The organism is Pseudonocardia sp. (assembly GCF_025965585.1).
Lineage (GTDB): Bacteria > Actinomycetota > Actinomycetes > Mycobacteriales > Pseudonocardiaceae > Pseudonocardia.
Genome location: NZ_JAOPWR010000304.1, coordinates 1 through 13,057 on the forward strand (window position 1 = coordinate 1; position 13,057 = coordinate 13,057).

The 13,057-nt window shown below is 72.8% G+C and carries 15 protein-coding genes; 7 read left to right on the forward strand and 8 right to left on the reverse strand.

The annotated features are described in order from the left end of the window. Nucleotides 1-17: 17 nt before the first annotated feature. Entirely contained in the window at nt 18-167 is a 150-nt protein-coding gene (locus JWR81_RS18650) for a DUF3099 domain-containing protein (RefSeq protein WP_297654143.1), read from the forward strand. Between the two features lie 128 nt (nt 168-295). Here JWR81_RS18650 and JWR81_RS18655 read toward each other — a convergent pair whose 3' ends face one another. Together JWR81_RS18655 and JWR81_RS18660 are read right to left on the reverse strand one after the other, a co-directional pair. After that, nucleotides 296-1,177: a carbohydrate kinase family protein gene (locus JWR81_RS18655; protein ID WP_297654104.1), complete on the reverse strand. Its 882-nt coding sequence runs from the start codon at nt 1,175-1,177 to the stop codon at nt 296-298. 118 nt (nt 1,178-1,295) lie between these two features. After that, nucleotides 1,296-2,246 (reverse strand): pseudouridine-5'-phosphate glycosidase, encoded by a 951-nt coding sequence (locus tag JWR81_RS18660; protein WP_297654145.1) that lies wholly within the window; start codon nt 2,244-2,246, stop codon nt 1,296-1,298. A gap of 10 nt (nt 2,247-2,256) precedes the next feature. Here JWR81_RS18660 and JWR81_RS18665 point away from each other — a divergent pair, with 10 nt between their 5' ends. Both JWR81_RS18665 and JWR81_RS18670 read left to right on the forward strand, forming a co-directional pair. Next, a complete protein-coding gene (locus JWR81_RS18665; RefSeq protein ID WP_297654107.1) occupies nt 2,257-2,505 on the forward strand; it encodes a DUF3039 domain-containing protein in 249 nt (82 codons plus the stop codon). Between the two features lie 83 nt (nt 2,506-2,588). Next, a complete protein-coding gene (locus JWR81_RS18670) occupies nt 2,589-3,182 on the forward strand; it encodes a bifunctional 2-polyprenyl-6-hydroxyphenol methylase/3-demethylubiquinol 3-O-methyltransferase UbiG (protein ID WP_297654110.1) in 594 nt (197 codons plus the stop codon). A gap of 86 nt (nt 3,183-3,268) precedes the next feature. On the opposite strand, the gene phaZ is transcribed toward JWR81_RS18670, so the two are convergent. After that, nucleotides 3,269-4,117: a poly(3-hydroxyalkanoate) depolymerase gene (gene phaZ, locus JWR81_RS18675; RefSeq protein ID WP_297654113.1), complete on the reverse strand. Its 849-nt coding sequence runs from the start codon at nt 4,115-4,117 to the stop codon at nt 3,269-3,271. Beyond that, nucleotides 4,114-5,808, reverse strand: a complete 1,695-nt coding sequence (locus JWR81_RS18680) for an alpha/beta fold hydrolase (protein WP_297654116.1) — start codon at nt 5,806-5,808, stop codon at nt 4,114-4,116. Before JWR81_RS18680 ends, phaZ begins: the two co-directional genes overlap by 4 nt. Nucleotides 5,809-6,096: 288 nt before the next feature. On the opposite strand from JWR81_RS18680, the gene JWR81_RS18685 reads away from it, so the two are divergent. Continuing rightward, nucleotides 6,097-7,773 carry a DEAD/DEAH box helicase gene (locus JWR81_RS18685; RefSeq protein WP_297654119.1) on the forward strand — a complete coding sequence of 559 codons (1,677 nt, stop codon included), beginning with the start codon at nt 6,097-6,099 and terminating at the stop codon, nt 7,771-7,773. A gap of 127 nt (nt 7,774-7,900) precedes the next feature. On the opposite strand, the gene JWR81_RS18690 is transcribed toward JWR81_RS18685, so the two are convergent. Further along, nucleotides 7,901-8,086: a hypothetical protein gene (locus JWR81_RS18690; RefSeq protein WP_297654122.1), complete on the reverse strand. Its 186-nt coding sequence runs from the start codon at nt 8,084-8,086 to the stop codon at nt 7,901-7,903. A gap of 310 nt (nt 8,087-8,396) precedes the next feature. Here JWR81_RS18690 and JWR81_RS18695 point away from each other — a divergent pair, with 310 nt between their 5' ends. Next, nucleotides 8,397-9,287, forward strand: a complete 891-nt coding sequence (locus JWR81_RS18695) for an EamA family transporter (protein WP_297654125.1) — start codon at nt 8,397-8,399, stop codon at nt 9,285-9,287. A 98-nt stretch (nt 9,288-9,385) separates the two neighbouring features. Here JWR81_RS18695 and JWR81_RS18700 read toward each other — a convergent pair whose 3' ends face one another. Then, nucleotides 9,386-9,541, reverse strand: coding sequence for a hypothetical protein (locus tag JWR81_RS18700; RefSeq protein WP_297654127.1), 156 nt, complete (start codon nt 9,539-9,541; stop codon nt 9,386-9,388). Nucleotides 9,542-9,745: 204 nt separating this feature from the next. Continuing rightward, nucleotides 9,746-10,324, reverse strand: coding sequence for a TetR/AcrR family transcriptional regulator (locus tag JWR81_RS18705; protein WP_297654130.1), 579 nt, complete (start codon nt 10,322-10,324; stop codon nt 9,746-9,748). An 85-nt stretch (nt 10,325-10,409) separates the two neighbouring features. Here JWR81_RS18705 and JWR81_RS18710 point away from each other — a divergent pair, with 85 nt between their 5' ends. Further along, nucleotides 10,410-11,291 carry an SDR family oxidoreductase gene (locus JWR81_RS18710; RefSeq protein WP_297654134.1) on the forward strand — a complete coding sequence of 294 codons (882 nt, stop codon included), beginning with the start codon at nt 10,410-10,412 and terminating at the stop codon, nt 11,289-11,291. Between the two features lie 134 nt (nt 11,292-11,425). On the opposite strand, the gene JWR81_RS18715 is transcribed toward JWR81_RS18710, so the two are convergent. Next, a complete protein-coding gene (locus JWR81_RS18715) occupies nt 11,426-12,379 on the reverse strand; it encodes an SDR family NAD(P)-dependent oxidoreductase (RefSeq protein WP_297654137.1) in 954 nt (317 codons plus the stop codon). A 106-nt stretch (nt 12,380-12,485) separates the two neighbouring features. Here JWR81_RS18715 and JWR81_RS18720 point away from each other — a divergent pair. Beyond that, the coding region (locus tag JWR81_RS18720; RefSeq protein WP_297654140.1) for a TetR/AcrR family transcriptional regulator at nt 12,486-13,057 on the forward strand (572 nt) is incomplete at its 3' end.

Sequence of the window (13,057 nt, forward strand, 5' to 3'; positions counted from 1 at the left end):
CGATCCCGTGGCTGGCCGTGACCCTGCTGATCATCTCGATCCCGCTTCCGTGGATGGCCGTGCTCATCGCCAACGACCGGCTTCCCAAGAAGAGCGAGGACGTCAACAAGTTCCAGGGCGACAAGAAACAGCTCGAGGCCCGCGAGCACCCGGTCATCGAGAGCTGACGGCACCACCGGGCCCCGCTCGCGAGCCGCGTCCGGACGCCCGAGCGGGCGGTGAAGGCGTGAGCCGCCACGACGGCACGCGAGTGGACACGGCGTGGTGCGCGGGGCATCACCATCCGCCGCCGGGATCAGCGGACACGCGGCACCGGCCGCGCACCGAGGCGCCCCACCGCCTGCGCCCCCGCGTGACACCCCGCTTCCAGTGCCTCCGCCGGCGGCGCGCCCAGCAGCCACGCCACCAGTAGGCCGGCGTCGAAGGCATCACCGGCGCCCGTCGCGTCCACGACCGCGACCTCCGGTGCCCGCGCCGTCCAGCGGCCGCAGGCGTCCTCCCAGACGGCCCCGTCCGCGCCGGCCGTGACGGCCACCGCACCCACGTCGGCCAGCACGGCGGCCGCTCCGCCGAGGGCGCGCAGCTCGTCGGCGTTGGGGAGCAGCAGGTCGGCGCCCCGCACCCACTCCCGGAAGGCCGGCGTCAGGGCCGGGGCGGCCTGCGGGTCGACCGACGTCGTCAGCCCCGCGGCCCGGGCCGCCGCCAGCGCGGCGAGCCCCGCTTCCCGGGACGAGACGTCGAGCAGGACGTAGCCCGACAGGTGCAGGTGGTCCGCGCCCGTCAGACCCGGGAGGTCCGCGGGCGCGAGGTGCGCGGCGGCCCCGCGGTCGGAGAGCATCGTGCGGTCGCCGCCGCCGAGCAGCGCGACGACCGTGCACGTGGGGTGCACCCGGTCCACGGCCAGCACCGGACGGACGCCCGCCGCGTCGAGCTCGTCGGCCGCCGCACGCCCGGCCACGTCGTCGCCCACGCGGGCCACGAGCGTGACGTCGGCGCCGAGGTGGGCGAGCCAGGCCGCGGTGTTGGCGCCGGCGCCGCCCGCCGTAGCCCGGATGCGGGCGGGCACGTCGGCGCCGGGGACGGCGGGCGTCGACGGCTCCACCAGGACGTCGACGGCCAGGTCCCCGACCACGACGACGCGGGGCGGCCGGGCCGGCCGGCTGCGGGCTCCGCTCACGACAGCGAACCGCGCGTCGCCACCACTGCGCCATCGCCACGCCCGGCGGCGTCGGCCCGTGGACCAGCGAGCATCGCAACGTGCCGACTCGCGGGCGCCGTCGTGTCGGCTCGCGGGGTCACGGCTGCACGGCCAGTGCCACCGCCACCTGCGCCGCGAGCTCGGCGTTGGCCCGGACCAGCGCCAGGTTGGTGTGCAGGCTCGCTCCCTCGCTGCCGGCGTGGAAGTGCTCCAGCAGCGCCGGAGTGACGTCCTTGCCGGTGATGCCGCGCTCGGTGAGCAGGGCGAGGCCCTCGGCGAGCAGGCGGTCGTGCAGGGCGGCGTCGAGCTCGTCGGCCTCCGGGACGGCCTGGGCCAGCACCGCGCCCGAGCCCGACCCGAGCGCGACGTGGGCCCGCCAGACCGCGGCGACGTCGGCGGGGCAGTCGACGCGCCACGGCACGGCGTGGCCGGAGTCGCGCCGGTAGAAGCCGGGGAACGCGTCCGTCCCGTAGCCGAGGACGGGCACGGACTCGGTCTCCAGCACCTCGAGCGTCGCCGCGACGTCGAGGATCGACTTCACCCCCGAGCAGACGACGAGCACGCCGGTGGTGGCGAGCGCGGCGAGATCGGCGGAGACGTCCCAGGTGTCGCGGGCACCGCGGTGCACCCCGCCGAGCCCGCCGGTGGCGAACAGCGCCACCCCGGTGGCGTGGGCGAGCGCGGCGGTGGCGGCCACGGTGGTGGCGCCGTCACGCCCGAGCCCGACGGCCACGCCGAGGTCACGCACCGAGAGCTTGACCAGCTCGCCCGAGCAGACGCGGTCCAGCTCGGCGGCCGAGAGGCCCACGCGCGGCACCCCGTCCAGCACGGCGACGGTGGCGGGCACCGCCCCGTGGGCGCGGACGGCGGCCTCCAGCTCGTCGGCGGCCGCGCGGTTCTGCGGTGCCGGGAGCCCGTGGGCGAGGATCGTGCTCTCGAGGGCGACGACGGCGCGGCCGGAGGCGAGGGCGTCTGTCACCTCGGGGGAGGTCCGGACCGGGGAGGCGGGGAGCGGGGAGCGGGAGACGGCAGAGGACACATGGGGCATCATGGAGGACATGGCCACCCAGGTGCTGCCCGACGTCGAGACCCGCCCCGAGGGCACCGACACGACGGGCAATGACGAGCCCAAGATGTTCCACTACGTCAAGAAGAACAAGATCACCGAGAGCGCGGTGCTGGGCAACCTGGTGCAGGCGCTGTGCGGTGAGACGTTCCCGGTCACCCGCTCGCCCAAGCCGGGCTCGCCGGTCTGCCCGGACTGCAAGAAGATCTACGAAGGTCTGCGCCCCGGCGGGGACGCCTGAACCACGCCGGGCGACGCGGTACGCGGGGACACCGGTTCATGGGCGGGGTACGAGGCTGGGTCTACGACCGACTCATCGTCGGCATGACCACCGACTGGTATCGCGAGGTGCTCGGGCGACTGCCCGCGGGCGCCCGCGTGCTCGACGTCGGCATCGGCACGGGTGCGGCGATGGCCCGCTGCGCCGAGCTGGTCCACGAGAAGGACCTGACGGTGGTGGGCCTCGACATCGACGCCGACTACGTGCGGCGCTGCCACCGCTCGCTCGCCAGGGCCGCGCTCAGCGAGCGCGTCACGCCGCTGCTGGCGTCGGTCTACGACCACGAGGGCGGCCCCTACGACGCCGTCTACTTCAGCGCGAGCCTCATGTTGCTACCCGACCCGGCCGCAGCCATCGCGCACGTGGCGGTCCAGCTCGCTCCCGAGGGCAGGGTCTTCGCCACGCAGACGTTCCAGCGCAGGCGGTCGCGGCTGATGGAGCGGGCCAAGCCGATGATCCGGCACGTCACCACGATCGACTTCGGGCGCGTCACCTACGAGGACGACTTCCGCGCCTGCATGGCGGAGGCCGGCGTCGAGCTGATGGAGCTGCACACGATGAGCGCCACCCGCTACCTCGCCCACCAGCTGGCGGTGGCCCGCGCGCGGGACGAGGAGCAGGACCGCTCGGCCGCGTAACCCGATCTGCGCGCCGTTTTGCGTCCGCCCACCGTCCACCGACGGTGCGAGGACGCAAAATCGCGCGCAGATCGGGCGGACGGGTGTCAGCGCTCCCGCAGGAACTCGTCGATCACCGGCGCCAGCTCCGTCGCCTCGGTCAGCAGGGCCAGGTGGCCGCCGTGGTAGAGGTGCAGCCGGGCCTTCGGGATCCCGCGGGCCATGATCTTCGCGTTGACCACGGGGATGATCGGGTCGTCGTCGCCCGCCACGATGAGGGTGGGCTGTCGGATCAGCCGCAGCGCGGGCAGGCTGCTCCACCCCACACCGGCCAGCAGTTGGTAGTAGTAGCCGCGGCTGGGCCCCTTGCGCGTGTACGCGTGCAGCACCTGCGCGGCGGCCTCGGGGTTCGTGCGCATCGTGCCGCCGTAGATCTGTCCGGCGATGGTGCGCGCGTAGTCGGGGTCCTGATGGCGGCGCGGGGTGAGCATCTTCGCGAGCACCCTCGGCCGTGCGGGCACCATCAGCGAGCCCGTGCCGGTGGCGGCGAGGACCAGCTTGCGGGTCTGCTTGCGCTGGGCCACGGCGAACTGCTGCGCGAGCCCCCCGCCCCACGAGAACCCCATGACGTCCACGCGCTCGTAGCCGAGCCTGCGCACCAGCGTCCCGACGAGCGGCGCGAGCGTCGACATGTGGTACGGCACGACGGGCATGGGGGAGCCGCCGATGCCGGGCACGTCGAGGCGGATCACCTCGATGCCGGGGGGCAGCTCGTCGACGAACGGCTGCAGCAGCTCGATGCTGGCGCCGATGCCGTTGAGCAGCAGCAACGGGGTGCGCGCCGGGCCGGGGCCCGCGGCGCGCCGGATCGACACGCGCAGCCGGCGGCCCCGCACGACGGTCTGGAAGACGTCGTCGGGGGACTCGTCGGTGGTGGCTCGGGACCACGCGGTCATCGGGCGAACACGTACTCGCCCGGCGCGGGCGCGACGGCGTGCAGGCCGCGCCCACCGAGCTCCGGCGGCGCGTCCACGGTGGCACCGCTGCGTTCGGCCAGCCACGCGACGTGGTCGGGCCACCAGGAACCCTGGACGGTGCCGGCCACGCTCAGCCAGCCCTCCGGCTCGGGCGGGGTGGGCACGGCGGCGTCCGGCCCGCTGACGCGGAACGTCGACTTCGGGTTGTCGGTGGGGTTGACCAGCGACGCGATGTGCCCGCTCGTGGAGAGCACGAACCGGCTCTCGCCGCCGAGGAGCTGTGTGGTGCGGTAGCACGACTGCCAGGCACACAGGTGGTCGGCGATGCCGGCGATCACGTAGCTGGGCCGGTCGACCTTCGAGAGGTCGACGGGGGTGCCGAGCATCGTGGCGGCGCCGGGTGTGACGAGGGCGTTGCGCTGCGCGATGTCGATGAGATCGCGGTGCAGCCCGGCCGTCATGCGGGTGGTGTCGGCGTTCCAGAACAGGATGTCGAACGCCTCGGGCGGCTCGCCGCGCAGGTAGTTGTCGACCCAGTACGACCAGATCAGGTCGTTCGGGCGAAGCCAGGCGAACACCTCGGCCATCGTTCGGCCGTCGAGGTAGCTCTTCTTCTCCGACGCCTCGACGGCGCTGCGCGCGGTGGCCCTGTCCATCAGCGCGCCGGTGGTGCCCGCCTTGTGCTGGTCGAGCACGGTGACGGCGAACGTCACCGACTCCACGCGCTCCTGCGCGCCGATGGCGGCGAGGTGGGCGAGCAGCATCGCGGTGATCATCCCGCCGGAGCAGAACGCCATCAGCGACGTCGACCGCGTGCGCGTGATCCTCTCGCAGGCGTCCATCGCGTCGAGGATGGCCTGGCCGTAGGCGTCGAGGTCCCACGCGGCGTGCTCGGCCTCGGGGTTGCGCCAGGACATGAGGAACACCTGCTGGCCGCTCGCCACCAGGTTCTCGACGATGCTGCGGCCCGGCGCGAGGTCGGCCACGTAGTACTTGTTGATCGTCGACGGCACCAGGAGCAGCGGGATCTCCCGCACCCTCTCGGTGGCCGGGAGGTACTGGATCAGCTCGAACACCGGGGTGCGCAGGACGACGGCGCCGGGGGTGCACGCCACGTCCTCCCCGACCGTGAACGCGCCCGGCTCCACCATCGACGGCACGCGCGGGGCCGTGGCCATGTCGCCCACGAGCCTGCGGATGCCGCGGACGATACTGGCACCCCGCGAGTCGACGGCCGCCCGCCACGCGACGGGGTTGAGCAGGCTGTTGCTGGGCGCCAGCGCGTCGGAGAGGTTGCCGACGGCGAACTGGATGCGCTCGTGGTCGGCCCAGTCCAGCCCCGCGTCCTCGACGAGGTCGGCCGCGGTGCCGCTGGCGGCGATGTGGGCCTGGACGAGGCGGCGCAGCAGCGGGTTGGACGACCATGCGGGGTGGACGTAGCGCTTGTCCTTGGGGTGCGGCGCCACCTCGGAGCTGCCGACGCCGATCCTCGCCAGCTCGCCGGCGAGGCCCAGCCCGCGGCGCGCGAGCGTGACGGGCTGCCCGGCCAGCGAGGCGGCCATCCGCAGCCCGGACGCGGCGGGGAGCATCCGGCGCAGCGGGCCGAGCGCCCCGTCGGTCAGGAGCATGCCCGGCCCGGCGACGTCGGCCTCGGGCTCCTCGGTGCTCATGGATGCTCCCTCGTCGACGGTGTGCTCGTCCCAGCCTGAGCGGCCGGGGCCCCGGCGGGCAAGTCGGGGGTCCCAGGATGTCGCATCGGCCCCGGTCCACGGGCTGCGGCGGGTCACGCCCGGGTGGCCGATGCCGTCCCGTTACTCTGATCGACGCCCCTCGTGCGGTCCCCCGAGACCGAGGGCCGCCCGCCGTCGGGCCCAATCGTCGCCGTCAAGACGTCAGGGAGTCGTGTGTCCCAGGCCCATGAGAAGGGGTTACAGCCTCTTGCGCCGGCCTCGCGGCCGATGCGCGCGTGGCAGCGCAGCGCCCTCGCCCGCTACCTCGCCGCCGCCCCGCAGGACTTCCTCGCGGTCGCGACGCCCGGCGCGGGCAAGACGGCGTTCGCGCTGCGGGTGGCGTCGGAGCTGCTGGCCGACCGGGTGATCGAGCGGATCACGGTGGTCGCGCCCACCGAGCACCTCAAGACGCAGTGGTCGACGGCCGCGGCGCAGGTGGGCATCGCGATCGACCCCGACTTCCGCAACTCCACCGGCGCCACCTCGTCGGACTACACCGGCATCGCCGTCACCTACGCCGGCGTCGCGGCCCACCCGCTGCTGCACCGCGCGCGCACCGAGAACCGCAAGACGCTGGTGATCCTCGACGAGGTGCACCACGCCGGCGACGCGCGCTCGTGGGGCGACGCAGTGAAGGAGGCCTTCGAGCCCGCCACGCGGCGCCTGACGCTCACCGGCACGCCGTTCCGCAGTGACGACAACCCGATCCCGTTCATCGACTACCTGCCCGACGCCGAGGGCGCCCTGCGCAGCCGCGCCGACCACTCCTACGGCTACGCGGAGGCCCTGGCCGACGGTGTGGTGCGGCCCGTCGTCTTCCTCGCCTACTCGGGCGTCTCCAGCTGGCGGACGAGCGCGGGCGAGGAGATCACCGCCCGGCTGGGCGAGCCGATGACCGGGGAGCAGACGGCCCGGGCGTGGCGCACCGCGCTCGACCCGGGCGGGGAGTGGATGCCGGCGGTGCTCCGCGCCGCCGACAAGCGCTTGACGGGCCACCGGGCCGGCGGCATGCCCGACGCCGGCGGACTCGTCATCGCCACCGACCAGACCACCGCCCGCGCCTACGCGGCGATCCTCACCGACGTCACGGGTACCGCGCCCGTGGTGGTCCTGTCCGACGAGCAGGGCGCGTCAGCCCGGATCGCGCGCTTCGCCGAGTCCGACGACCGCTGGATGGTCGCAGTCCGAATGGTCAGTGAGGGCGTCGACGTGCCGCGCCTGGCCGTCGGTGTCTACGCCACGAGCGCGTCCACGCCGTTGTTCTTCGCGCAGGCCGTGGGCCGCTTCGTGCGGTCGCGGCGGCCGGGGGAGACGGCGTCGGTGTTCGTGCCGTCCGTGCCGGTGCTGCTGGGCCTGGCCAGCGAGCTCGAGGCCCAGCGCGACCACGTCCTGGGCAAGCCGCACCGGGCCGACGAGCAGTGGGACGACGAGCTCCTCGCGCAGGCCCAGCGCCAGGAGGACGAGCAGGGGGAGGACGAGAAGTCGTTCACCGCCCTGGAGGCGCACGCCGAGCTCGACCAGCTCATCTACGAGGGCACCTCGTTCTCCGCCGACGAGGAGGACTACCTGGGCCTGCCCGGGCTCCTCGAGCCCGACCAGGTGCGCACGCTGCTCTCACAGCGGCAGAAGGACTGGCTGACGCGCTCGCAGCGCAAGTCGGCCGCCGCAGCGCCTCCGGTGGCTCCCGCTCCGCCCGCCGAGCGTCCCCAGCTGTCGGTGCGCGAGCAGCTGAACAAGCTGCGCAAGGAGCTCAACACCCTGGTGGCGCTGCACAACCACCGCACCAACAAACCGCACGGCATGATCCACAACGAGCTGCGGGCGAAGTGCGGCGGACCGCCCACGGCGATGGCGACGATCGAGCAGCTGGAGGAGCGGATCGCCACGCTCCGCAGCTGGCGCTGACCGACCTTCACCCACCACCCCGTCCGGTGGGGGCGGCCCGGGGGGAGCCGGACATGCGACGGGCGGGGACCGTGTGGTCCCCGCCCCGTTGTCGCTCGTCGTATGGCCGGGCGTCACCCGGCCGCGGTCAACTGCCGGACTGCACGTCCGCCTGCATCTCGCGGAGCTTGTCGGCGTGGGCCTTCGCGTGGTGACCGCAGAAGAGCAGTTCTCCACCCTTGGGCAGCACGGCCCGCACCTTGGCTGCCGCTCCACAGCGGTCACAACGGTCAGCAAGGGTCAACTCGGGCCGGGTAAGGGTTCCTGGCTGCATGGCGGTCTCCCTCCGTTCGACCCCGGGGAAGATCCCGGAGCCGCTAGCTGTGACGACCGCTCTCGCGGTACGCCCACTCTCCCAGACGTTCAGCACCCTGCATGTGTTCCCGCCGCGCGTCGCGACAACCGTCACGTTTGGACGACCACGTGTCGCCGAGCGGTCGCCGCGACGGTGCTGCGGGTGACTCCTGCAGATGACCACGAGTGAAAGTCTGCGGTGCGTCCGGGTCCACCGCAAGGCGTGCATTGTTAACACTCCCGGAGTGACGGTGACTCTGCGTGGTTGCGGTGCGGCTACGCTGTCGGTGATGACGACCAGTGTGCGATCCCGGATCCCGGCACCCGCGCTGTTCGTCGTCGGGGGCCTGTCGATGTACGTCGGGGCGGCCCTCGCGATCGGTCTGTTCGACCGTTTGTCGCCGCCCGTGGTCGCGGTGTTACGCCTGGTGGGGGCCGCGGTGGTGCTGATCATCTGGCGCCGGCCGGGACGGGCCGCGTGGCGGGGCCGCAGGCTGGGCCGCGCGGTGGCGTTCGGGCTGGCCACGGCGTTGATGAACCTCGCTTTCTATGAGGCGATCGCGCGGCTGCACCTGGGCACCGCGGTGGCCGTGGAGTTCTGCGGGCCGGTGGCCGTGGCTGCGCTCGCCTCGCGCCGCGCCCGGGACGTCGCGGCCGTGGTGCTGGCCGCGGGCGGAGTGCTGCTCATCGCGGATGTGCGCTGGTCAGGCAGCCCGGCGGGGGTGCTGTGGGCGCTCGCGGCGGCGGCGTTGTGGGCCGCGTACATCGTGCTCGGCAAGCGCGTGGCGGGCGCGGGCAACGGGCTCGACGACATGGCCGTGGGCTTCCTCGTGGCGGCCGTGCTGCTCTCGCCGGTGCTGGTGCTGGGCGGTCCGCAGGGCCTCGGGGCGCTCGCGGACCCGCTCGTGCTGCTGGTCGCCGTCGGCGTCGGTGTGCTGTCCAGCGTGGTGCCCTACGTGATCGACCAGGTGGTGCTGCGACGGGTCGGGCAGGCCCGGTTCGCGGTGCTGCTGGCGCTGCTCCCGGCCACCGCCACTGCGGTGGGTCTGGCGGCGTTGGGGCAGGTCCCGGGCCTGGGGGAGGCCCTCGGGATCGCGGCCGTGGTGGCCGCCGTGGCCCTCCGCTCGCGAGACGACGACGTGCCCGGCCCACCTCGGCCGAACGTGACCGGAATCACGTAGCGTAGCTGCCGCGATGTTACGCTGAGTAGTGAGAATCGACCGGTTCGGGTGACACAGCGGCGGTTGGGTGAATCATCGGTCAGCAGCACACCACCCGTTCACCGCAGCCTGTCAGGCCTCGTTCCCGGGTTCGTCGGCACGGGCGTCGCGGTGGTGCGGGAGGCGGCCGGCGGCGGGAAGTGGCCCGGCTGCTCGCCGAACTCGACGACCTCGGCCGCGAGCCCGACGATGAGCCGGTCCGGTTCGGTGGCCACGGCCAGGTCTCCTCGCCCTCCGTGCAGTCCTCCCACTTGTCGAGGAGGCGAGGTCCGTCGTGGAGAGCTTCCCTGCCGGGCGATGCCGCCCTTGCCGGCGCGTCGCGGCCCTCGAACAGGGTGACGACGCGGCAGCGGTTGATTTGGGCGTCTGAGGCCGGCGATGTTGGTCGTGACAGCTGTCGAGCTGTGCGGCACCCGGTGTCAGTCCAGTGATGCGCTCGCTGCCCGCAGTTCGTTCAGGGCTGTCAACGTGTAGAGCGCGAGCCCGTCTTCGGTGTCGCGGTCGGCCTGGGACCACTCTGCGTAGCCCCGCTTGAAGGCGAGGACCCCCAGTTCACCCGCGAGGTGGGCGGTCGCGTCGGGCACACCGCGGGCGACGAGGGCAGTCGTCATGGCGGCGGCGAGGCCGACGCTCTTGAGGGCGTCACGCTCCTGGAGCTCGGTGCTGGCGGCGACGGCGGCTTTCAAGCGGGGACCGAGCTCGCGGTTCATGGGCCCCATGGCGCTCGATGCGCGCTCGAGACCGGCAGCGACCGCCTCGAGCGGGCTGGCACCCTGCGGCGCCTCGGCGATCCCCTCGGCGAGCAGTCGGCTGAGCGTCTCCTGCCCGGCCACCAGCAGCTCACGCTTGTCGGGGAAGTACCGGAAGAACGTGCTTTTCGTGGTTCCGGCGCGCTCGGCGATCTGCGCGACCGTCGTGGTGTCGTACCCCTGCTCGCTGAACAGGTCGACCGCAGCCACGACGAGCCGTTCGCGCACCCCTGGTTCCCACCGTGCCATGGGTCGATCCTACGTGATGGGACTTATATCCCATCACTCTGCTAGTGTCATGGGACAAGAGTCTCATCACTGACGGGAGAGCTCCATGCACGTCTTCATCACCGGTGGCACCGGCCTGATCGGCTCCGCCGTCGTCACCGAGCTCCTCGGCCATGGCCACACCGTCCTGGCCCTCGCCCGCTCCGACGCGTCCGCACTGGCCGTCGAGGCGGCCGGCGCCGAGCCGCTGCGAGGCGATCTCTCCGACCTGGACACCCTCCGCGCCGGCGCCGCCAAGGCCGACGGCGTGATCCACCTGGCGTTCGGCAACGACTTCAGCAGCGCCGACGCCCTCGCGCGGACAATCGCAGAGGAAAGTGCAGCCCTCGCGGCCCTGAGCGGGGAGCTCGTCGGCAGCGACCGCCCCTTCGTCACGGTCTCCGGTACGCCGTACGTGCCGGGCCGCGTCTCTACAGAAACCGACGCCGTGCCGACCGACGGGCCGGTCGGCGGTCGCGGCCGCGCGGTCACGGCGGTCCTGGGCCTGGCCTCGCGCGGCGTCCGCAGCACCGCCGTGCGGCTGCCGCGCACGGTCCACAAGGAGGGCAAGGGCGGGTTCGCCGGCTTGCTGACCGATACCGCGCGGCGGACCGGTGTGTCAGGTTATCCGGGCGACGGCGCCCAGCGCTGGCCGGCCGTGCACGCCCTCGACGCGGCCGTCCTCTTCCGGCTGGCCCTGGAATCGGCACCCGCCGGAACCTCCTGGCACGCCGTCGCCGACGAGGGCGACACGGTCCGTGACATCGCCACCGTCATCGGCCGACGGCTGGGACTGCCGGTCGAGGCGGTGTCACAGGAGACCTTCGGCCCCCTCGGCCCGATCTTCGCGACCGACCAGCCCGCATCCAGCACCCGCACCCGGGAAGCGCTCGGCTGGGAGCCGAAGCACCTGAGCCTTCTCGAGGACCTGGAGAACATCCAACCCTGACAGCAACCGGAAAGACCGAGTCAGGCCCGCGACCTCCGCGTTCCGACCCGATCAGGGAACCCTCACCGGGACAGCCCGGTGAGGGTTCGGCTTGCGGGACGCCTGCACGCAGGCGTGTCAGGGGCAGCGCGTGGTCAGGTGGTCATGTCGAGGGAGCGGCGCCAGAGTCGGTCTGCTGCCGTCGGGTCGAGCGCCCACCGCTTCACTCCGTGGGGATGCTCGGCGAGCGTGGCGTCGTCGGGCACGGTGTAGGCCTCACGGCAGTCATCGAGGTAGCGGCCGCCTACGCCTGCGAACTCGGGGGCGACGGCCGCGACGAGCGTCGTCGCCGCTCCTTGCCCGAGTGTCTTGTAGGTGAAGATCCCAGCGGCTTCGGCTGCGGCGAGGGACTGGCGCTGGGTGTCGGAGAAGTTGCGCTGTAGACCTGTGACCACGCCTCCGGGGTTCACCGCGTTGACGACGATGCCTTCGGCTTGCCAGCGCCTCGTCGCCTCGACGGCGAAGAGTGAGTTGGCCGTCTTGGACTGCGCGTAGGCGGTCTGCGGGTCGTAGGCGCGGCGGCGGAAGTGGATGTCGTCGAAGTCGACCGGGGCGCGCATGTGCGCCGTGGAGGACAGCGCCACGACGCGCGAGCCTCCTCGGGCAGCCGCCGCTGCGGCCAGGTGCCGGTGCAGGCCGAGGGCCAGAGCGAAGTGTCCGAGGTGGTTGGTCGCGAACTGCAGCTCCCAGCCCTGCGGGGTGCGCTGCAGCCCTGCGGTGACGAGCCCGGCGTTGGTCACCAGTATGTCCAGTGGTGAGCTCCACTGGCGGACGAGCGTGGCGACGCTGGCGGGGTCGGCGAGGTCTAGTGCGCGGACCTGGGGTAGTGCGCGGCCGGTCGCCACAGCGATCGCCTCGGCCGCGGTAACGCCGGCGTCGACGTTGCGCACGGCCAGTGTCACGGCGACGCCGGCAGCGGTCAGAGCCCGTGCGGTCTCGGTGCCGATGCCGGAGGACGCGCCGGTCACGATGGCCTGTCGTCCTTGCAGGTCCACGCCGCGGACGACGTCGTCGGCCGTGCTGGTCGCGTTGAAGCGGGTGGTGATCAAGGGCTCGTGTGCCTCATGGATTCTCCGGGGCGCCGTGCCCACGAGACGCCACTATACAGAGACGACTATATGTGTAAAGTCTGACGGGGGCCAGTACCGTCACCGCGTGACCGACCGAGTCGAGAGGACAGAGACGCCCGTGGGCAGTGGCGCGGACCGCCGTGACATCGTCCTGACCGCTGCGCTAGAGATCTTCGTCCGCTACGGCTACCGAAAGACCTCCATGGAGGACGTCGCCAGGGCGGCGCGCATCTCGCGGCCCGGCCTGTACTTCCTGTTCGAGTCCAAGCAGAAGCTCTTCGCCGACGCGATGACGGCTGCGATCGAGCGGGACCTGAGCTCTGCCGCCCGCGCCCTCGAGGACGAGGCCTGTCCCCTGCGCGAGCGGCTGCTGGACGCCTTCGACGCCTGGACCGGCCGCTACGTCGGTACGGTGGGCGGGGAGCTCAGTGCGATTGCCGAGACCCACCGCGACGTCCTCGACGTGGCGGTGCTCGAGGCCCCGCACCGGTTCCAGGTCCTGATCGTCGACACGGTCGTCAGCGCCAGGGCGCCGCAGGACCGGGCGACGTCGGAAGCGATCGCCCGCACCCTCATCAGCACGGCCATTGGGCTCAAGCACCAGAAGAGCTCACGCGAGACTTTCCGAGAGGAACTCAGCACCGCCATCTCGCTGCT